Annotated in this window: 17 protein-coding genes and 1 other annotated feature; of the genes, 3 read left to right on the top strand and 14 right to left on the bottom strand. The window is 30.4% G+C overall.

All coding sequences use genetic code 11. The features are described 5' to 3' along the window. Nucleotides 1-105: 105 nt before the first annotated feature. From treP to OW730_RS05980, 6 genes are all read right to left on the bottom strand, one after another. Nucleotides 106-1,521, bottom strand: a complete 1,416-nt coding sequence (gene treP / locus OW730_RS06005) for a PTS system trehalose-specific EIIBC component (RefSeq protein WP_271228164.1) — start codon at nucleotides 1,519-1,521, stop codon at nucleotides 106-108. Nucleotides 1,522-1,881: 360 nt separating this feature from the next. Next, nucleotides 1,882-3,438 (bottom strand): GGDEF domain-containing protein, encoded by a 1,557-nt coding sequence (locus tag OW730_RS06000; RefSeq protein WP_271228163.1) that lies wholly within the window; start codon nucleotides 3,436-3,438, stop codon nucleotides 1,882-1,884. Between the two features lie 168 nt (nucleotides 3,439-3,606). Further along, nucleotides 3,607-4,299: a TlpA family protein disulfide reductase gene (locus tag OW730_RS05995; RefSeq protein ID WP_271228162.1), complete on the bottom strand. Its 693-nt coding sequence runs from the start codon at nucleotides 4,297-4,299 to the stop codon at nucleotides 3,607-3,609. Between the two features lie 15 nt (nucleotides 4,300-4,314). Then, nucleotides 4,315-5,001, bottom strand: coding sequence for a cytochrome c biogenesis CcdA family protein (locus tag OW730_RS05990; RefSeq protein ID WP_271228161.1), 687 nt, complete (start codon nucleotides 4,999-5,001; stop codon nucleotides 4,315-4,317). An 83-nt stretch (nucleotides 5,002-5,084) separates the two neighbouring features. Beyond that, nucleotides 5,085-6,464 (bottom strand): sensor histidine kinase, encoded by a 1,380-nt coding sequence (locus tag OW730_RS05985; RefSeq protein WP_271228160.1) that lies wholly within the window; start codon nucleotides 6,462-6,464, stop codon nucleotides 5,085-5,087. Beyond that, nucleotides 6,461-7,150 carry a response regulator transcription factor gene (locus OW730_RS05980; protein ID WP_271228159.1) on the bottom strand — a complete coding sequence of 230 codons (690 nt, stop codon included), beginning with the start codon at nucleotides 7,148-7,150 and terminating at the stop codon, nucleotides 6,461-6,463. Before OW730_RS05980 ends, OW730_RS05985 begins: the two co-directional genes overlap by 4 nt. Nucleotides 7,151-7,421: 271 nt before the next feature. Between OW730_RS05980 and OW730_RS05975 the strand changes: the two genes are divergently transcribed. Continuing rightward, a complete protein-coding gene (locus tag OW730_RS05975) occupies nucleotides 7,422-8,408 on the top strand; it encodes an ABC transporter substrate-binding protein (protein ID WP_271228158.1) in 987 nt (328 codons plus the stop codon). Nucleotides 8,409-8,483: 75 nt separating this feature from the next. On the opposite strand, the gene OW730_RS05970 is transcribed toward OW730_RS05975, so the two are convergent. The 3 genes from OW730_RS05970 to OW730_RS05960 all read right to left on the bottom strand — a co-directional run bounded on the left by OW730_RS05970 (nucleotide 8,484) and on the right by OW730_RS05960 (nucleotide 10,529). Then, on the bottom strand, nucleotides 8,484-9,356 hold the full coding sequence (locus tag OW730_RS05970) for an FUSC family protein (protein WP_271228157.1): 873 nt from the start codon (nucleotides 9,354-9,356) through the stop codon (nucleotides 8,484-8,486). 11 nt (nucleotides 9,357-9,367) lie between these two features. Then, nucleotides 9,368-10,003, bottom strand: a complete 636-nt coding sequence (locus OW730_RS05965; protein WP_271228156.1) for a nitroreductase family protein — start codon at nucleotides 10,001-10,003, stop codon at nucleotides 9,368-9,370. A 280-nt stretch (nucleotides 10,004-10,283) separates the two neighbouring features. Further along, nucleotides 10,284-10,529, bottom strand: a complete 246-nt coding sequence (locus tag OW730_RS05960) for a hypothetical protein (RefSeq protein ID WP_271228155.1) — start codon at nucleotides 10,527-10,529, stop codon at nucleotides 10,284-10,286. A gap of 248 nt (nucleotides 10,530-10,777) precedes the next feature. Between OW730_RS05960 and OW730_RS05955 the strand changes: the two genes are divergently transcribed. Then, entirely contained in the window at nucleotides 10,778-10,987 is a 210-nt protein-coding gene (locus tag OW730_RS05955; protein ID WP_271228154.1) for a hypothetical protein, read from the top strand. Between the two features lie 156 nt (nucleotides 10,988-11,143). Here the strand turns inward: OW730_RS05955 and OW730_RS05950 are convergent, their stop codons facing one another. The 4 genes from OW730_RS05950 to OW730_RS05935 all read right to left on the bottom strand — a co-directional run bounded on the left by OW730_RS05950 (nucleotide 11,144) and on the right by OW730_RS05935 (nucleotide 19,128). Continuing rightward, nucleotides 11,144-12,001 carry a DMT family transporter gene (locus OW730_RS05950; protein WP_271228153.1) on the bottom strand — a complete coding sequence of 286 codons (858 nt, stop codon included), beginning with the start codon at nucleotides 11,999-12,001 and terminating at the stop codon, nucleotides 11,144-11,146. 281 nt (nucleotides 12,002-12,282) lie between these two features. Continuing rightward, nucleotides 12,283-12,639, bottom strand: a complete 357-nt coding sequence (locus OW730_RS05945; RefSeq protein WP_271228152.1) for a hypothetical protein — start codon at nucleotides 12,637-12,639, stop codon at nucleotides 12,283-12,285. 203 nt (nucleotides 12,640-12,842) lie between these two features. Further along, entirely contained in the window at nucleotides 12,843-15,953 is a 3,111-nt protein-coding gene (gene ileS, locus OW730_RS05940; protein WP_271228151.1) for an isoleucine--tRNA ligase, read from the bottom strand. A 149-nt stretch (nucleotides 15,954-16,102) separates the two neighbouring features. After that, nucleotides 16,103-16,315: a binding site (T-box leader), on the bottom strand. A 113-nt stretch (nucleotides 16,316-16,428) separates the two neighbouring features. Continuing rightward, nucleotides 16,429-19,128, bottom strand: coding sequence for an N-acetylmuramoyl-L-alanine amidase (locus OW730_RS05935; RefSeq protein ID WP_271228150.1), 2,700 nt, complete (start codon nucleotides 19,126-19,128; stop codon nucleotides 16,429-16,431). Nucleotides 19,129-19,297: 169 nt separating this feature from the next. Between OW730_RS05935 and OW730_RS05930 the strand changes: the two genes are divergently transcribed. Beyond that, nucleotides 19,298-19,945, top strand: a complete 648-nt coding sequence (locus OW730_RS05930; RefSeq protein ID WP_271228149.1) for an MBL fold metallo-hydrolase — start codon at nucleotides 19,298-19,300, stop codon at nucleotides 19,943-19,945. A gap of 4 nt (nucleotides 19,946-19,949) precedes the next feature. Here the strand turns inward: OW730_RS05930 and OW730_RS05925 are convergent, their stop codons facing one another. Further along, nucleotides 19,950-20,096, bottom strand: a complete 147-nt coding sequence (locus OW730_RS05925) for a hypothetical protein (protein ID WP_271228148.1) — start codon at nucleotides 20,094-20,096, stop codon at nucleotides 19,950-19,952. Nucleotides 20,097-20,166 lie beyond the last annotated feature (70 nt).

Here is a 20,166-nt window from a genome sequence, read left to right as displayed (position 1 = left end):
TCATATACTCTCCCATAAGTTTTTTCAGACTATTTATTTAAAAACATAAAATTCAAAAGGAGGATTACTCCTCCTTCAGATAAAAACATTATAAGTTTATATTATTTATTTTTTAGAGAACATCTTTCTCTTATGAAATATAATTGTTAACCCAAATGGGATTAATATAGCAACTGCCATTGATATTGCAAACATTCCCATATATTGTGGTTGTATTGATAAAATTCCTGGCAATCCACCAACTCCAATTGAGTTAGCCATTACTCCTGAAGCAACAGATATTATTCCTGCTAAAGCAGAACCAATCATTGCCGCTAGGAATGGATACACGTATTTTAAGTTTATACCAAACATAGCTGGCTCAGTTACCCCTAAGTAACATGAGATTGCAGCTGGTATAGAAACCTGTTTCTCTTCTTCGTTATTTCTATTTAAGAAAATAATTGCCATTACAGCTGATCCTTGTGCAATATTTGAAAGTGCAATCATTGGCCATAGGTTAGTTCCTCCGAACTCACTCATTAACTGAAGATCTATAGCATTTGTCATGTGATGCAAACCTGTTATTACTAATGGCGCATATGCAAATCCAAATATTGATGCAAATAACCAATTAAATGTTGAAGTAAGCCCTGCATAAACAACTGCTGATATTTTTGCTCCAATAGCCCAGCCCACTGGTCCTAGTATTGTATGTGCTAACAATACAGTTGGAACAAGTGCACAGAATGGAACTACAATCATAGAAATATATGATGGTACCACTTTTCTAAGTTTTAACTCAAGCCAAGCGAATACAAATCCTGCAAGAATGGCTGGAATAACCTGTGCTTGATATCCAATCATCTTAATCTGTACAAAACCGAAATCCCATACTGGTGCTACCGCTCCACCTGCTACTGCATATGCATTAAGTAATTGCGGTGAAACAAGTGTTAATCCTAATACAATTCCTAGTATCTGAGTTGCCCCCATTTTTTTAGTAATGGACCATGTTATCCCTACAGGTAAGAAGAAGAATATTGCTTCCCCTATTAACCATAGAAAATGGTGTGCCCCTGCCCAAAACTGAGAAACTTGAGTTAGGGTTTTAGTTCCCTCTTCAAACATCTTAATATCACCAATAATATTTCTAAAACCTAATATAAGACCTCCAACAACTATGGCTGGTATAATTGGTGTAAATATTTCAGCTAAGTGAGATAACATTATTTGTATCCAACTCATATTTTGTCTAGCTTGTTTCTTAGCAGTGTCTTTACTTACACCCTCTACACCTGCTAATGCTGTAAATTCATTATAAAATGATGCAACTTCATTTCCCACTATAACCTGGAACTGTCCTGCTTGTGTAAATGTTCCTTTTACAATACCAATCTTTTCAATATTTTCAATGTCTGCTTTCTTTGTGTCATTAAGTACAAACCTCATTCTTGTTGCACAATGTGATACTGCTGATATGTTTTCCTTACCACCGATATGCTTTAATAGCATTTTTGCATCATTTGCATATTTACCCATATCCTCATCCTCCCAAAATAATCTCTTATCCCAAAACCTGTACGTACATGTTAATATAATTATAACTTGTACGTACAACCATGTCAACTTTTTCTCAATATTCAATATTGGTATTTTGTTCTATATTTTCACTGATTTATCTTTTAATTTTCCCTATTTTAATCTATAATAATATTATTGTTATTTCTTTAACGATAATATTAGGGATGAATGATTTTTATAACACTATTATTTCTTAGATATGTTCGACAATACTTTCTTGAAATCAATGTATTATTTAATCCTCCTCATCCCTTCTAAAGATTTAATATAAAATAAACTCAGCTACCAAATTTTCTTTGGTAGCTGAGTTTATTTTAATTATTTTAATATTTTTAAGTTCTTCTTCATTAGATCTTTTCTTTTATACATCTTCTCATCAGCATCATTTATTAAATAAAATATATTTGTATCTTTATTAAAATCGCAACTTGAAATTCCATGGCTAAAACTCATATTATATTCCTTATTGCTATGTTCATTCTCATATTTAATATGTTCATTTATTTCCGAAAACCTTTCTTCAGCTTCTTTTTCATTTATCCCTGGTAAGATTAATAAAAATTCGTCTCCCCCAAGTCTAATTAGAAATTCTCTTTCAGTAATAAATTTTTTAATAATATTAACCATATTTACTATGAGTTCATCTCCACTACCATGTCCAAGATTATCGTTAATCACCTTTAAACCATTTATATCTATAAATGCTACAGTAAGATACTCTTGTAATTGCCTTGATTTCTTTAATTGTGATTGTAGTAATTCCATCCCCTTAGCTCTGTTGAATGTTCTTGTCATAATATCCAAAGATGCCATTTCCTCTATTTTAATATGATTTATCTTTCTCAATACCATATAAGCTAATATATGTATTGATATTAAACATATTAAAAATATACTTATTTTCTGCGTTTTAATATATTCACTTAATAAATATTTTGCTCCTTCTAAAGAATAAAAGTTAATTTTATTCTTGTTTAAAGGTATATAAGATACTATCTTCCATTGTTTATCCTTAAAATTCACATCAATTATTTCATTATTATTTGATTCTACAGGATTTATTGTCTGATATGTGATTAAACCATTTGCTGTTTCTATCTGTCCACTTAAAGACTGCGATATTTTATCCCACTCTTTTTTTATTTCTTCTGTGTTATTCTCTGAAATTATGTCTTTTTCTTTATTATCTCTTAATAGAACCTCTCCATTATTTTTAAATACATATGTATACTCTTTGTTATTTTCCAAAAAAAACTTAAGTTGATTAGCAATATCTTCAAGAGAATATTCAATAATTAATATACCAGCCACATTTCCAAACCTAATTATTGGTGATATTGCTTGAATTCTTCCATTAATTAATTCATCTTTAATTTTTGTTTCTAAAAATACAATTTCTTTATTACTATTAAAAGCTCCTTCTATATCTTCAATTGATTTTTTATTCTCCAATAAAATTTCTTTTACACATAATTTTTTATCCTCATACTTTAACTCAAATTTACATTCTCCATTTGTATCATATACCTCAACATGTTTTTTAGACTTATCATTTTCTGAAACTTTCTTTATATCTTCAATAAAATTATCAAATAAACCTTCATTAATTTTAACCCACTGATTATTACCTCTATTTGATATATATCTCATTTCAAGAACAATATTTTGAATCTTATTTTCTATTATTTCCTTTTGTGTAGAAGTAATATCATACTCATATTTTTTTATATTTTTAATTTCTCTTTCAAATACACTCTTTTCAATTATTACAAAACTTATAATATGAATACTTATAAATATGATAAATAATATTATAAACTTTATACTTATTCTAAACCAAAAACCGTCTTTGTTAGTTAAATAAGTCCTTTTCATATAAATCACTCCATATAGTTAATACTATATATTTATCGTCCATTTTTTACTAATCTTCACTGGATTTCGGTACATATTTCCAAAATTTACGAAATACTTTAAATAAGCTGTTTCAAATAATTATTATATCATTTGAAACAACTCTACTAATAACCTTTTCCTTAACTACTAATTATTTTTCCTTAACTCCCCTTTTACAAATTTAACCATACTCTCATATGGCATTGCTCCTTTTACGCCATATATTAAGTTTCCATTCTCATCTAATAATATTGATGTTGGAATAGCTGTTATCCCAAACTTTTGACCAATGACCTTTTCCACATCTAATAATACCTTAAATGTATATCCCTCTTTATCAATGTATTTCTGTACTGTATCCTTTGATTCTCCAATATCCACAGCCACCACTACTACCTCTTCTCCAAACTCTTCCCAAATTTTCTGCATATCAGGCATCTCTACTTTACAGCTAGGGCACCATGTAGCCCAAAAATTTATGAATACTTTCTTTCCTTGAAAATCGCTAATACTAACCTCATTTCCATCAAGATCTTTAAGTGTAAAGTTTATATCCTGATTATACTCAATCTTCTCCTCAGCAGTTTGATCTTTATTTGTCTCTTCTTCATTTTTTTCTTCTTGTTTACGCTCTTCCTCAATATTATCTTTATTCACATTATGATTTTTTTCAATATTATTTTCTTCTTTCTTCTCTTCTTTTTTATCATTTGACTCTAGCTGTACTTCATAACTCTTAGGTTCATTATTCATGTTATAGTCATCCACAGCCTTCTTCATTACAAATAATCCACCAATAACAACTATACTAATTAATCCGTATTTAATCTTTTTATTCATATCTTTAAACTCCTTTTAAAAAATACTATTTATTTGTTCAAACTTATCAAAGAATAGCAACAATCCCATTATAATTAATAAAACTCCACTAACTATACTAATGATCTTTGAGTATTTTTTCATCAAAATAAATTTTTCCTGTGCTCTTGTTAGTAGTAGTGCAGATAGTAAAAATGGTACCGCTAAACCTATTGAATAAAATATTAATAAAATTACACCTTTACCGAAAGTATCTGCATTACTGGCATAAATAGCGATTGATGAACTTATAGCACTTATACATGGAGTCCACCCAGCTGCAAAAGCAACTCCTAATATAAAAGGTCCAAACTCCCTTTTTCTAAAATTTATATTAATAACTCTTTTTTCTCTTTTAAACATTTTTAAGTTTAATACTCCCATAGTATGTATACCAAGTATAATTACAAGTACTCCTCCACTCTGGGATAATACCTTTTTATTTGATACTAAAAATCTACCAATAGAAGTTAAGGTTAACCCCATAAGAATAAATACTAATGTGAATCCCAATACAAATAAAAACGCCTTTCCCATTATATTTTTTTTATTTATATCTTTTCCTTCATCCTTATTCAAACCCATTAAATACCCTAAATAACCAGGCATCAACGAAAGAGCACACGGTGATAAAAATGATAATACTCCTGCTGAAAAAGCTAAAAATATATTTACATCCTTCATATAAACTCCTCCTTTGATTACATTATATAAATTAAATTTGTGATTTTTATGAAGAAAGTAAAATCCCTATTAGATAATATTACTTATCTAATAGGGATTCTAATTATAAACTTACTTCCATTATTTTTTATTGAATTAACAATAATCTCACCATCATTCACTTCCACACACTTTTTAGCAATAGTAAGTCCTATACCGGCTCCTCCTTTACCCCTTTCCCTTGTCTTATCTCCCCTGTAAAATCTATCAAATATATATGGAAGATCCTCTTCTTCAATTCCTGGGCCCTGATCTTTTATTGAAAGTTCAAAATACCTACCTTTTCTTTTAAGTGAAATTTTAATTCCTGCACCTGCTCCATATTTATATGCATTCTGCACAATATTGACTATTGCTTGATGTAATTTATCTTTATCAACAAAAGAATAAATATCTTCTTCTATATCCCATTCATCATTATTATCATGATTAAATGAATACACATTTTTTATATCTCTAACTAGTTCACTTATATTCGTACTCTTTTTATTAATAACTATATTTTCACTCTCATATTTACTCAACTTCCAAAGATCCTCAACTAATCTCTTTAGCCTAATAATCTCTTTATGACATACATCTAATCTATTAGTTGTTGGCTCCCATACTCCATCAATCATAGCTTCAATATGACTCTGAAGAGTTGCTAATGGTGACCTTAATTCATGTGCTGCATCAGCAGTTATTCGCTTTTGTACTTCTCCCTGTTCCTTTAATGAGTATGCCATATTATTTATGGAATATCTGAGAGTTTCTATCTCAATAATATTGCTTTCTGTAGCTATCAGTGTATTAAAATCTCCTTCAGATACTCTTTCTGCTGCATTTGTCACCTCTTTAATACTATTACTTATTTTCACTGAAAGATAATATACTATAATCCCAAGTATTAAAAGAAGAAAAATTCCAATTCCAAATAAAGCTGTATTAAGAGATTTAAAAAACCAAAGTTCATTCTCACCATAACTAAAATTTCCTATGTGTCCAATTTCAACAATTCCAATATTTTTCCCCTCTATGTTTACCTTAAAGGTCTCTTTTCTATATGAAGCATCCCTATCCTTAAAAACCCCTTGCATTTCTCTCTCTATATCATCCAATATTACTTTACATTGTCCCTCATCATAGGATTCTGTATCCCAAACAACCTTGCCACAATCCTGTTTTATAGTTAAAATATATCCATCACTTAAGGCTCTTAATGCTATACTTTTTAGATAATCTTTATTCCAATTACCATTGCCTTCATACTGAGTTTTCACTTCTTCAATAATGTTTCTAATTTCCTTGTTAGAGTTCATTTTCATGTAATCCTTAAACCTTGATTTAAGATATGCATTACTTATAACTACAGTAAGAGAAATTGCAACAATTATCATTATGGAATTAATAAATATCCAGTATTTTTTTATTGAGATTTTCATAGTTCCCCTCCAAACTTATATCCAATACCATGTACAGTTCTAATATATTTGGGATGTTTATTATCACATTCAATCTTCTTTCTCAAATTCTTTATATGTGTATCAATAACTCTATCATATCTATCTACCTCAATCCCCATTGCAATGTCCATTAATTCATCTCTTGTGTACACCTTATTTTGATTTTCCAAAAAACTGCAGAGCAATTTATATTCAATTAATGTAACCCTTCTCTCTTCTCCTCTAACATTTAAGGTTTTTGAATCTTTATTTAAACTTATATTTCCATCATAACTTAATAATATATTGTCACTCTCATTTTTCTTAGTTCTTTTTAAAATTGCTTTTACCCTTGCGACAACCTGCCTAGGACTAAATGGTTTTGTAACGTAGTCATCTGCTCCAAGCTCAAATCCTTCAAGTATGTTATCCTCTTCTATTTTTGCAGTTAACATTATAATCGGAGTATCAGAAATCCCTCTGATTTTACCACATAACTCCTCGCCGCTCATACCTGGCATCATAAGATCAAGGATAACAATGCTAGGTCTATTTTCCATAAAGATGATTAATCCATCTCGTCCATTATTAGCAGTATATACTTCAAAATTCTCTTTTTCAAAATAGGAGCTCAATACATCTAAAATATTTATATCATCGTCACAAATAAGAATACTTTCCTTCATTTAAAACACCATCCATTGATAAGTATGTTATCTTTTTATTTACTATTATACACTACTGTTTTTAAGGAAAAAAATTTAGTTTTTTTGAATTATTTTTTCTTGTTTATGAAATAATAACTATGTATTAACCACTCAAATATACTGCTTATAGGTTATATTTTAAAAAAAGAGCAATGAGGTTTTCATAGTTTTTTAATATGATCATCGATGACTTGTTCTTTGCCTATAAGCAATTTTCATAATTATGAGGCATATTAAAATGGAGGGTCTTATGAAAAATTTAAAGAGAACTATCCTATTTTCACTTCTATTAATATTTACCCTCTCATTCTTGGGATGTATTAAAGAAGAGCAAAATAAACATTCTAATAATTCATCTAATAATACAAATAGCGAAAAGGAGAAGAACGATAAAGGAAAAGCTGCGGAAAAGTATCCTATAAGAATAGTTGATTCATTAGATAGAAAAGTTACAATTTTAGATGAACCTAAAAAAATAATCTCATTAGCACCTAATATTAGCGAAATAATATGTGCTCTTGGGAAAGAAACTCTTTTAGTTGGGCGCACCGCCCTATGTGATTTTCCTGAAAGTGTAATGAATATCGAAAGTGTAGGTGATTTTAATAATCCTAACGTAGATAGAATACTCGAACTCAAACCTGATCTTATAATAATGTCGTCTTTAACTCCAGAAAAAACATTATCTAAATTAGATGATTCAAAACAAACATATGTGGTTTTAAATGAAGATAAATCTATAGAAGGTACCTATACTATAATAGAAAAGATTGGTTATATTTTAAATACAGAAAAAGAAAGTGAAGAGTTAATAAATGAAATGAAAACAAAGATTAGTAGTCTTTCTTCAAAGGTAAAGAAATCAAATAAACCCCGAGTACATTTTTTAGCAGATTTTGGCTATAGTGCTGGAAAAGATACATATATCGCTCAAATGCTTAATGCTGCTGGTGCTATAAATACAGCTGATGATGTTACTGGATGGGAATACAGTTTAGAGAAACTAATTGCAAGTGACCCTGATATCATAATAGCTCCTAAAAGTATTTTTAATGAAGTGGAAAAACGAGAAGGATATAAGGATTTAAGAGCAGTAAAAAACAAAAAATTAATGATTATTGATGACGCCGTTATATCTCGTCAAGGACCTAGAATTACCGATGGAATAGAAATATTAGCTAGAATATTACATCCTGACGCTTTTAAAGAAGAGATGGAGAATGGTGCTTCTGAATAATTATAATTTGCCTTTTTCAACGCCTGAGGACTAACACTTGAAATTAATTCATGTGTTAGTCCTCAGTGTTTTATGTTATAGTTTTTTTATTAAATTAATCATCTTATCCACATGAAAGTTAAAAACTATATTCTCATGATCATCAATAGGAAGTACCGCACTTTTCCTTAAATTAATCTCATAATCAGATTCCTTAAGCTTTGCATAATTAGCTGTACTAAGACAACAATTAGCTCTCATATCATATAACAATTTAAGATGTACGTTAGCCTCTCTAAGAAGTTTAATTCTATTATTGATTAAATCAAGTTCTTCTTCATATTCATTATCATCCATATGTTCAAATTGATATGAGCTAAAAATAGCTTTAAACTCAGAAATGTCATCTCTTAGTGTGAATAATTTAGGGTTATCTCCATTAAGTATAATATTCTTAAATATCTCATCAATCTGTTCCTTAAGTTTATCATAGTGCTCATACATCTTCTTTTGAGATTCATTTGGAGATACCACAAAGTTTACTCCTAGAGCAATTATTATTCCCATAAAGGTTTCTAATAATCTACTAATCCCATATTCAACTGGTGCAATATTGTCAGCATAAAGTATTATCATTAAAAATACTATGCATGCAATACCTACAGATTGCTTAAAATTTAAAACATTGCATAAATATATCACCAGTATTATTCCCACAAATATAAGAATACTATTTACCATAACATTTACTGATAACTCAACCGCAATTATTGCAATAACTGCTCCAATGGTTGTTCCAATCATTCTGTTCAGGCCAGTCCTGAATGAACTATAAACTGTATTCTGCATTGTCATTATTGCTGCTATTGGTGCAAAAAAGTAAGTTTCTGAACTAAATATTCTTAAAATCACAACAGATATTACAACTGCCAATGCAGTCTTAATATTTCTTAATCCTATTTTCTTCATTATCTCATTCCTTATTCAATTACAGTAATGACTTCTTCTAAAGGTTTTCTCTCCGGACTCTTACCTTCAGTAGCTGGTACCCCAAGCGGCGTCAATGCTGCCAAATAATATCCTTCTTTATTAAAATTAACATATTCACTTATCTCTTTAGCAGCATAATTAGGACTAGTCATCCAACATGTTCCATACCCTAATTCTCCTGCTGAAATCATAAGATTCTCAATTGCTGCGCTTACTCCCTGCAAGCCTGGGTTCGCCTTATTTAGAGCATCAATTTCTTCCTGTGATGCTCCTATTGCTTTGAACTCTTTTAAGCCTGTAGGAATATAATCTCCAGCATATACAATAACTAGTACTGGTGCTGTTCTAAATATAGTTGCATATTTAACGAATTTTTTAAATCCATCAGCCCACTCTTTATCAGGTAATTTATCAGCTATTTTCTTATTCTTCTCTTCTATTAGTTTTGCTATTCCTTCTATCTTTTCCTTATTCTTAACTATAACAAAGTGCCAGTTCTGTCTATGCTTTCCTGATGGGGCTTGTATTGCAGCCTCCATAATAGCTTTTAGATCTTCTTCTTTAACTTCTTCTTCTGTAAATTTTCTTATACTATGTCTTTTATAAATAAATTCTAAATTCTTCATCTTAATGTCCTCACTTAATTATATTCAAAATCTTACCCTATGGCATATTCAAATAATATAATCAATCACTAAAATAATCAAGGGGATTCTAAAAAAAAGCAAATTGAAAATTGAGAATGGAGAATTGAGAATGATGGATGCTTCTACCTTAGGTCAGAAGCTACATTGTATGCATTAATAAAACCATTTGGAATATTATTCTATATATAATAAAGTCCTAATATTCATAAAAACAATTAGAATATTAAGACTTTACACGTTATAATACCTTATATTTGATTTATAATAACTTTTTAATTTGATCCGGTTTGAATTCCTTTATGACTTTCTCTTTTGTCTCAGTAATAACAATAAGTTTAACAACATCATCTTTCATTTGGAATACTTTGCCCTTCTGTTTTGTTCCAATAACATTAACAGGAGCCCCTACTTTTAATACCTTAAGGTTATCCTTTTCGCATTTCTCACATTTTTCTTCATTGCTACTTATTCTTAAACAATCTAGACAATAATAATATTTCGCCATTTTTGTCACCCTACCTTCTTAAATTGATTTTAATCTCTTTATATATATTTTCTATAAATTCCTTAAAATCCCTTTTAAATTTTCAGATTTTTTTGAATATTTTTAAAATAACCTCCATCCCTTTAAAATTTATTTTAAGACCATTTTATCTATTTAATAATCATATGCTCTTAAATATTTTTATATCACATAATTTTTATTATTTAGGAAACTATAATTATATATCATTTATATTATGGAGTGATTTTATGTACAATGAACCATATTTACCAGAAAAAAAAGAATTAGATATTTTCTATGAATTAGACAGAGAAATAAGCGATGCTGTAATAAACAAAGACCCTAATGAAATGGCTGAGGGATATTCTTCCCCATCTACTCAACATAAACCAACAGATATGGTTGACATGAGAGATGACAGTATCGACTTATACAAAGATCAGCCTCCAATATATTAAATTTATTAATTATATATGCCCTGGTTAAATCACTTACGTGTTTTAGCCGTACCCTTTATAATTTTTACCCTCTAAATCTTATTTTAGATTTACGCAAAGGAACCCAACGCAATGTTGGGTTCCTTTGTCATTCTGCTGAAACTCTTAAGATGAAACTTAGTTAGTGCTATATTTTCTATTGTACAAATACAAGAAAAATGCAGTACCTATAATTAAGACCGCTCCTAATATACTCTTTCCATCCATAACCTCTTCAAACATCACAAATCCAATAACTGCCGAGAAAACTACACTAAAATAATTGAATATAGACACCTCTGAAGCAGGTGCTAATTTATATGCATAAGTTAATGTAAACTGTCCCATCGCAGCAAATACGCCTATCATTACAAGAAATGCACATTGTGATGGACTAGGAATAACAAAATTCATAGCCGTTAAAGGAATCATTCCTAAAACTGATATCAACGAGAAATAAAATACTATTGTAGCTGGTTGCTCTCTATCCTTTAAATACCTTACAAGAGTATATGCTCCACCTGCACAAATTGCAGAACCTACTCCTGCCATTGATGGTATCATATCAAAACTCATCTTAGGTTGTATTATAAACAATGCACCAACAAACACCACAAATAATGCAGGTATCTGAACCTTAGATAACTTCTCTTTAAGGAATAGAGCCGCAAACACAGTAACAAAGAATGGAGACAACTTATTCAGAATTGCTGAATTACCTAAATTTATATTATTAATAGCATAAAAATATAATAAAACTCCACTTAATCCTAACATAGATCTTCCTAATAGATATTTCTGATTCTCTTTTTTCCCAAACATAGAAGCACTACTCTTCTTCAATGTTATGAATGCGATAGCCAGACTCACCATATTTCTAAATAAAACTTTCTCTGCAAGAGGTATATCTCCTGCCAGCTTAACCATTGCACCCATAAAAGCAAATGATAATGCACTTAAAATCATCAATACAACAGCCCTTGGTTTATTATCCATTTTCATCCCCGCTTTCGTAAAATCGTAGTTGACAGTGGACAGTTGACAGTTGACAACGAATGACATTTCACTTACGTGAAATTTTAATCTTATTGTTCCGTAATCAATAGAAATTCACTTGTTTCATTTGTAATAAAACATTGTATCTTAAATACAATATTTTATCGTAGATAAAATGAGTAAGGACATCTTGTCCTAAAGAACAACAAGATGTAGTTTCTGCCGTTTAGGGCAGAAACCTCCTTCGTTGTCCGTTTTCCGTTGTCCATTATCAACTTCTTTTATATCGCTTCTTCGCTTTCATCAATAAAATAAAATTCCTTATTATTTAAATTTTTGAGATTATCTTTTAATCTTTCATAATCAGATATCTCATCTACGCCCTCTTTTAACCTTCTATTATTGGGTAACATTTCAATGAAACTTCTAAATAGCTCTTCGCTGAAGTACTCAATATTATGTCTAGGTAATTTGGGTAATAACTCAAAATCTTCTTCATCAATGATTTTTTCAACTATATCAAAGAAATACTTAAAATAAAATCTGTTTTTAATTTTTTTTAATCTTCCTATCTTAAAAGTTTTCCCTTCGGAGTTTCTCCACATAAGATATAATCTTTCTACTTCTATCTTTTTCATAATACCACCTTCAATTTTAAGCCTTATTTTTTCTTTTATTATTTAATTTTACCAATGACATATGAAAATATTCTATTTGATTAATTTCCTTAACTAAAAGATTTTAACATAAGCTATTCTATGTTACAACTTAAAACTTATTAATGGTAAAAAAAAAGCAGAGCGCTTTAACGCTCTGCTTTAAAACTTTAAGTTTATGACGATTACTTAACAACTTCTACAGCCATCTGTAGTAATTGACCATTAATTTTTTGTTCTTTATAATCTTTTTCAGCATCAAAAACTATTTCAACTGAAAGTGTTTCTTTTTGAATTGTATCTTCAAATTTCTTGATTATACAATTTAACTCTTCATTTCCAGCAACAAATAACTTAATCTTATCTGCAACTTCAAATCCGCTATCTTTTCTCATGTTCTGAACTTTACTTAAGATCTCTCTTAGGAATCCTTCTTCTCTAAGTTCTTCAGTTATATGCGTATCAAGAACAACTCCGATTGAACCTTCCCCAGCAAATGCATATCCTTCAAGCCCCTGCATAGTTACAAGAAGGTTCTCATTGTTAAGTTCTATCTCATTTCCATCTATATCTATAGTAACAGTTCCACCATTACCTATTGTTTGCGCTAACTCCATCTGATCCTGTTCTGCAATTGCTTTTCTGATTTGAGGAATCATCTTACCATAGCTTCTTCCTATTACAGGCAGATTAGGTTTGATTTCAAAGTTAACGTATTTAGATACATCTGCTCCAAATTCAATATTCTTAATGTTAAGCTCATCCTTTATAATATCTCCATAGTATTCAGGAATTGACTTAGTAGCTAAAAGCATTATTCCAAGTGGCTGTCTGTTCTTTATATTAGCTCCACTTCTTGCTTTTCTTCCTAATTTAACAACCTTGTAAGCAAGTTTCATCTCTTTTTCAAGTTCCTCATTAACTTCCTCTTGGTTGTACTCTGGCCAGCTACATAAGTGAACACTCTCTGGAGCTTCCTTATCTAATCCAACTACTAAATTCTGATAGATTTCATCAGTCATAAATGGTATGAATGGTGCAGCAACCTTTGAAAGCTCAACTAATACTCTGTGAAGAGTTACATATGCTCCAATCTTATCATTATCTAATGAATCACTCCAGAATCTAGCTCTGTTTCTTCTTACATACCAGTTAGACAACTCATCAACAAATGCCTCAACAGCAAGTGCAGCTTGAGTAATTCTATAGTTATCAAGGTGATCTCCAACCTCTTTAGATAATGTATTTAATGTTGAGATTATCCACTTATCCATAACATTGTCAGATACAAATCCTTTATGGTCATATGGGTTGAATTTATCTAAATCAGCATATAATACGTAGAATGAATATACATTCCATAATGTACTTAAGAACTTTCTTTGTGCTTCTGCAACTTCGCTAGGTGCAAATCTAGTTGGAAGCCATGGTGCACTTGCAGTGTAGAAATGCCATCTTGTAGCATCTGCACCTTGCTCTTCTAGTACATCAAATGGATCTACTACATTTCCTTTATGCTTAGACATTTTGATACCTTTTTTATCAAGTACGTGTCCAAGTACTACACAGTTCTCAAATGGTACAGTACCATAAAGAGCTGTAGATATTGCAAGTAATGTATAGAACCATCCTCTTGTTTGGTCAACAGCCTCAGATATAAACTGTGCTGGGAAATTGCTCTCAAATAACTCTTTATTCTCAAATGGATAGTGATGTTGTGCAAACGGCATTGAACCTGAATCAAACCAACAGTCGATTACTTCTAGAGTTCTCTCCATTTTTCCTCCACACTTCTCACAGTTAAGCTTAACACCATCAACATATGGCTTGTGAAGTTCTAAATCTGCTGGAACATCTATTCCTTTTGTATTTAACTCTTCTCTGCTTCCAATACATTCTCTATGTCCACAAGAACATTCCCATATTGGAAGTGGAGTTCCCCAATATCTGTTTCTGCTGATACCCCAGTCAATGTTATTCTCTAAGAATTTACCCATTCTTCCTGTTCTAACATTGTCAGGATGCCAATTAATACTGTTATTATTCTTTATAAGTTGATCTTTAATTTGAGTAGTTTTTATAAACCAGCTATCTCTTGGATAGTAAAGTAATGGCGTATCACATCTCCAGCAGTGTGGATATGAGTGAGTATGCTTTTCAGCTTTTAATAATTGGTTACGTTCTTCTAAGTATTTAACAATACTATCATCACATTTCTTAACAAACTTTCCTGCCCATGGAGTTACTTCTTCAACAAAGTTACCATTAGGGTCAACCAAGTTTATAAACGTAATACCATTTTTCTTAGCAACTAAGCTATCATCTTCACCATATGCAGGTGCAATATGAACTATTCCAGTACCATCACTTAATGTTACAAAGTCACCATGAATAACTTCAAAAGCTTTACCTTCTACTTTTCCAAATGGTAGTAATTGCTCATACTTAGTTCCTAATAGTTCAGTTCCTTTGAACTCTCTTACTACTTCATATTCTTCACCTAATACTTTGCTTGCTAAATCTTTAGCTACAACAAGAATCTCTTCCCCTACTTTAGCCTCTATATAATCATAAGATTTGTTTATACATAAAGCTAAGTTTGATGGTAATGTCCATGGAGTCGTTGTCCAAGCTAAGATATACTTATTCTCTTCACCTTCAACCTTAAATTTAGCTATAGCTGTAACATCCTTAACATCTTTGTATCCTTGTGCAACTTCGTGAGAAGAAAGAGAAGTTCCACATCTAGGACAGTAAGGCATTATCTTATGTCCCTTATAAAGAAGTTCTTTATCCCACATAGTTTTTAAAGCCCACCATACAGACTCAATATAAGTGTCATGGTAAGTTACATATGGATTATCCATGTCTACCCAGTAACCTAGTTTCTCAGACATATCTTTCCAAAGTTCAGTATATTTGAATACACTTTCCTTACATTCTTTTATGAATTTCTCAACACCATATTCTTCAATTTGGTCTTTTCCTGAGATTCCTAATTTTTTCTCGATTTCAAGCTCAACTGGTAATCCATGAGTATCCCATCCAGCTTTTCTTACAACCTTATATCCCTTCATTACTTTATATCTTGGTATAAGGTCCTTCATTACTCTTGTTAAAACGTGCCCAACGTGCGGCTTACCATTAGCTGTTGGAGGTCCATCATAGAAAGTAAAATACTTACCATCTTTGTTTGCGTCGAAGTTCTTTTGTATAACATTTTTATCGTTCCAAAGTTTTGCTATGTCTTTTTCCATTTGAACAAAACTTCTTGAAGAATCAATTTTATTGTACATTAACCTAACCCCTTTCCTTTGATTTGTATATTAACTAAAATATTGTACTTATTAAACTATCCTTTACACTTCTACTCTTTATTGATTATTTCCATAATCCCTTTATAAAATAATGGAAAACTGAATAAAAATAAAAAACTTCGCCCTCAATTAAGGACGAAGTAAAATTCGCTATACCACCTTTAATGGGATTTCAAGTACTATCATACTCTATTCTTTAACGCAGAAACACGTAGAAGCTTACTGATGTTCAGCCCTAAGCTCATAGGTGATTTTCACTAATAGTCTAAGTTATGGGTTTCCACCATCCCCACTCTCTGGTAACTGTACCAATAGCTACTCTTCCTAATCTTTGCTTTTATCATTTCAATACATATACTTTATTTTAGTACATTATATTATACAGTTCTTACAATGTCAATCAAATACTCTGATATTTATAATCAGATTGTTGAAAAAGTTCAAGGTCAAAAATTTAGTCTGTTACATCGTAGTTAGTAACTCCTAATTTTTTGAATATACCTACAGATATTGCTCTTGCATATTTCTTTTGCTCTTCTATAGATTTGAATCTTTTCTCTTCATCTTTATTTGATAAAAATCCTAACTCAATAAGAGCCGCTGGTGCATCTGAATACTTAATTACATAGAATCCTTTTTGCTTCACACCTCTATTATTTGCTCCAGTATATTTTATCAGCTCGTTTTGTATATAACTAGCTAAAATATATCCTTGGCTACTTCCATAGAATGAATATGTTTCTACCCCATGTGCAGTTTCGTTATAAGTTGAATTAAGATGTATACTTATAAATAAATCTGGCTTATAATTATTTGCTATATTAGTTCTTACTTTAAGGTCTTGTGATACGTTGGATGGCCACGAAACCTTGTCTGATGTACGAGTATATTCAACATCTACACCATTTCTAACTAGATAGTTTCCAACCATCAATGCTACGCTTAAGGTAACATCTTTTTCTCTAGTTTTAGTGTATCCTATGGCTCCTGAATCATATCCACCATGTCCTGGATCAAGCACAACCTTGTAACCAGTCTTCTGTGCTCTACCTATTATCAATGTTAATACAACTCTTTCTTCTCTATCAACAAGCGTTCCTTCATATTTAAATACACCTGCTTTTGAAGTATTTACAGTAGTATTATCCCATTTCACTTTATAAGCTTTCTCTCCCATACCATCTAAAATTATATCTATTTTGTCAGGTAAAGAGAAGACTTGTCCTTGCTTAATTCTCTTTGTGATTTCTTTTACATGTAACTCATCTTTTACATCTACATGAGTACCATTAAAATATTCTGTTACAGCATCAGCTATACCTAAAGCTATTCTGTTTTTATATGCTGTTTCTTTTAATCTCTGGGCTTCTTCTTCATTTGATACAAACCCAACTGCTACCCATATTGCTGGAGCCTTTGATAATCTCAATGTATTTAATACAGTATTACTTTTTACCCCTCTATATGTTGCTCCTGTTTTCTGTATAACATTATCCTGTATAAGTTTAGCTGCCTTCTGACCCGCTTTATTCCCTTCACGATAAAAAGTTTCAACTCCACTAACCTCTGTATTAGAAACGCTATTAGCGCCAATATTAATCATAAGTTCTGATTTAGCATCATCAGATATCTTTACACGCTCTATTATTTCATTGCTTTTATTCCATGTTACATAATCACTCTCTCTAGTGTATACAATATCATATCCCCTAGTTTTCAGTATTTCTCCAGCTTTAAGTGCTATTTCTAGATTTAAATCTTTTTCAATTACTCCGTTATCACCAATTACTCCACTGTCAAATCCTCCTCTAGAGGCATTCAATGTAACAACATGCTTTTCTGTATTATCATCATTCTTTTCTTCTGTTTGTTTATTCTCATCAGTATTGTCATCTGAATTATTATCGGTATCTTTATCCTCTGTATCATTTTCTTGCCCTTTTACCACTAACTTGTATTCAATAATAACTTCTGTACCATTATTATCAATTGTACCGTAACAATAGTATGTCCCTGATTTATTAACATTATAGATCTTTCTTTTCCAATTTACTGATATAACTTTTTTCTCACCACTATTCTTATAAGTAATCTTAAGTGTCTCTGGTAATTCAAAGTCTGTTCCTGTAGTTATTTCTTTTGACATATATTTCATACTGGGTTTAATTTCAGTTTTTGTAGAATTTGAAGTCTTAACCTTCGACAAAATTACTTTGCTTATTCCCTGGGCAATATTGTCTTTATAGCTGCTCTTTTTAAGGTTAGAGGCATCAGTTGAGTTTGTCAAAAACCCTACTTCGACAATAACTCCTGGCATTTTAAGCTTCTCAAAAAGTTCAAAATTCGACTTAGTCTTTATTCCTCTATCATTTGCTCCTGTTTTTTTAATAACACTATCTTGAATTTCTTGTGCGAACTGCTCGTCCTTATTTTTACCCTCAAGATAGTATGTTTCTATACCATTTGATGTCTTAGTTTCAGATAAATTACAATAAATACTAACCATATAATCAGCATTAGCTTTATTAGCAACATCAGCTCTTTTTCTCATATCCTCTTCTCTTGACCATGATACATTATCACCTTGGCGAGTGTAAATAACATTTACCCCTTGAGATTTCAATTCATTCCCAACTCTTTTAGCTATATCTAAATTCAGGTCCTTTCCAAGAATTCCGAATCCTTCAACATATGTAGCAAAGGTTTGTCCCGGATCTAGCACAACTGTTAAATCAGGTGTACTCACTCCACCTTTAGTTAAAAATTCTATTCTATACTCTGTTCCAAAACTCTCCCCATCGGCTGCTTTCAAATCTCTATCTATAAATATGTAATAATAACTTCCTGGCTTATAATCCTTCATTGGTTTTACAACAATAGTTCTATTATTATCACTATAATCTCTAATTGTCTCTATGTAATTAAAGTTTGAATCATATACTCTTACTTTATTAATATTCTCTATAGTTGGTTTTAAACTTTTATCGAATTTTATTTTCCACACTTTATCTAGTTCAACATCTTTAAATGTTTTTCTGAATGATAAAGCATCAGCTCGTTTAGTTAAATCAATTGCTCCAAGTTGAAAACTTGTAACAAACATAATAAAAGTTAAAATCAAAGAAATTCTACTTAAAAACATATTTTTTTTCATTATTTCCTTAACACCCCCATATATTTATTGTTTTTTGTAAAAAATATAAAATAACGAGGTTATAAGCATTTTTTCACCATAATTTTACCTCTAATTTATATTATACCTTCATAGTATAATAAATACCATAGAAAAAAGAGAACTAAATGTAAATTTTTAGGAGGATTTTATGAATATTTTTTATATTGGTCATTCCACTTATTATATAGATACAGGGGAATTTAAAATTATTACTGACCCTGGAGAATTTGTTATGAATAAATTGAAAAATAAAGAAATGTATGAGAAATTTACACATGTGACTATTAGCCATTCTCATTTTGATCATTCTTTTATAAATGAATTTTCTGAAGAAATAACTATTATAAACAAATGTGATGTTTATGAAAATAACTCTTTAAGAATACATGGATTCAAAAGCTATCATGATAATTTTAAGGGATACAAAAGAGGTGAAAACATAATATATTTAATACATGCTGAAGGCACTACATTATGTCATTTAGGCGATCTAGGTCACTCATTAGATGATAATTTTATTGATAAACTAGGCAATATAGATATACTTTTCATTCCTGTTGGAGGCAATATAACTATCGATGGTGAACTTGCTTCTAATTTAGTTCATAGACTCTCCCCAAAAATAGTGTTACCTATGCATTATAGAACCCCGGATTTTCCTTTACCTATAGAAGGCCTTGAAAAATTCTTATATGAAGTAAATTTACCAATAATACATAAAAAATCATTAGAGATATACTCTAATGATTTAAAAAATGAAAAAACAAAGATTATTCTTTTAAATGAATTATCCTGAATTACTACTTACCACAAAGTCTACAAACATTAACATCCTTCTCATCTTTTGTAGATGTCCAAAGGAGCTTGACTCCTGTTTTAGAACATATAGGACAAGTTCCTCTCCATCCTGGTTTCTTTATATTTTTCCCTCTTTTTGCTTTTGCCATTTTTATCCCCCTTTGTCATATTTTATTTAATTCCCTGTTTATATTGTATTACTTTCATAATATTCTGTCA

It is taken from the genome of Oceanirhabdus sp. W0125-5 (genome assembly GCF_027938815.1).
In the GTDB taxonomy this organism is placed as follows: Bacteria; Bacillota; Clostridia; order Clostridiales; family Clostridiaceae; genus Oceanirhabdus.
This window is presented reverse-complemented; position numbering and strand designations above follow the sequence as displayed.

Excerpts from the sequence above, each read along its gene's own strand:
- OW730_RS05930 (WP_271228149.1), top strand. The coding sequence starts at position 19,298 with ATGAATATTTTTTATATTGGTCATTCCACTTATTATATAGATACAGGG.
- OW730_RS05970 (WP_271228157.1), bottom strand. The coding sequence starts at position 9,356 with ATGAAGAAAATAGGATTAAGAAATATTAAGACTGCATTGGCAGTTGTA.
- OW730_RS05980 (WP_271228159.1), bottom strand. The coding sequence starts at position 7,150 with ATGAAGGAAAGTATTCTTATTTGTGACGATGATATAAATATTTTAGAT.
- OW730_RS05990 (WP_271228161.1), bottom strand. The coding sequence starts at position 5,001 with ATGAAGGATGTAAATATATTTTTAGCTTTTTCAGCAGGAGTATTATCA.
- OW730_RS05985 (WP_271228160.1), bottom strand. The coding sequence starts at position 6,464 with ATGAAAATCTCAATAAAAAAATACTGGATATTTATTAATTCCATAATG.
- OW730_RS05945 (WP_271228152.1), bottom strand. The coding sequence starts at position 12,639 with ATGAAAAAGATAGAAGTAGAAAGATTATATCTTATGTGGAGAAACTCC.
- OW730_RS05935 (WP_271228150.1), bottom strand. The coding sequence starts at position 19,128 with ATGAAAAAAAATATGTTTTTAAGTAGAATTTCTTTGATTTTAACTTTT.
- OW730_RS05975 (WP_271228158.1), top strand. The coding sequence starts at position 7,422 with ATGAAAAATTTAAAGAGAACTATCCTATTTTCACTTCTATTAATATTT.
- treP (WP_271228164.1), bottom strand. The coding sequence starts at position 1,521 with ATGGGTAAATATGCAAATGATGCAAAAATGCTATTAAAGCATATCGGT.
- OW730_RS05995 (WP_271228162.1), bottom strand. The coding sequence starts at position 4,299 with ATGAATAAAAAGATTAAATACGGATTAATTAGTATAGTTGTTATTGGT.
- OW730_RS05925 (WP_271228148.1), bottom strand. The coding sequence starts at position 20,096 with ATGGCAAAAGCAAAAAGAGGGAAAAATATAAAGAAACCAGGATGGAGA.
- OW730_RS05960 (WP_271228155.1), bottom strand. The coding sequence starts at position 10,529 with ATGGCGAAATATTATTATTGTCTAGATTGTTTAAGAATAAGTAGCAAT.
- OW730_RS05950 (WP_271228153.1), bottom strand. The coding sequence starts at position 12,001 with ATGGATAATAAACCAAGGGCTGTTGTATTGATGATTTTAAGTGCATTA.
- OW730_RS05965 (WP_271228156.1), bottom strand. The coding sequence starts at position 10,003 with ATGAAGAATTTAGAATTTATTTATAAAAGACATAGTATAAGAAAATTT.
- ileS (WP_271228151.1), bottom strand. The coding sequence starts at position 15,953 with ATGTACAATAAAATTGATTCTTCAAGAAGTTTTGTTCAAATGGAAAAA.
- OW730_RS06000 (WP_271228163.1), bottom strand. The coding sequence starts at position 3,438 with ATGAAAAGGACTTATTTAACTAACAAAGACGGTTTTTGGTTTAGAATA.
- OW730_RS05955 (WP_271228154.1), top strand. The coding sequence starts at position 10,778 with ATGTACAATGAACCATATTTACCAGAAAAAAAAGAATTAGATATTTTC.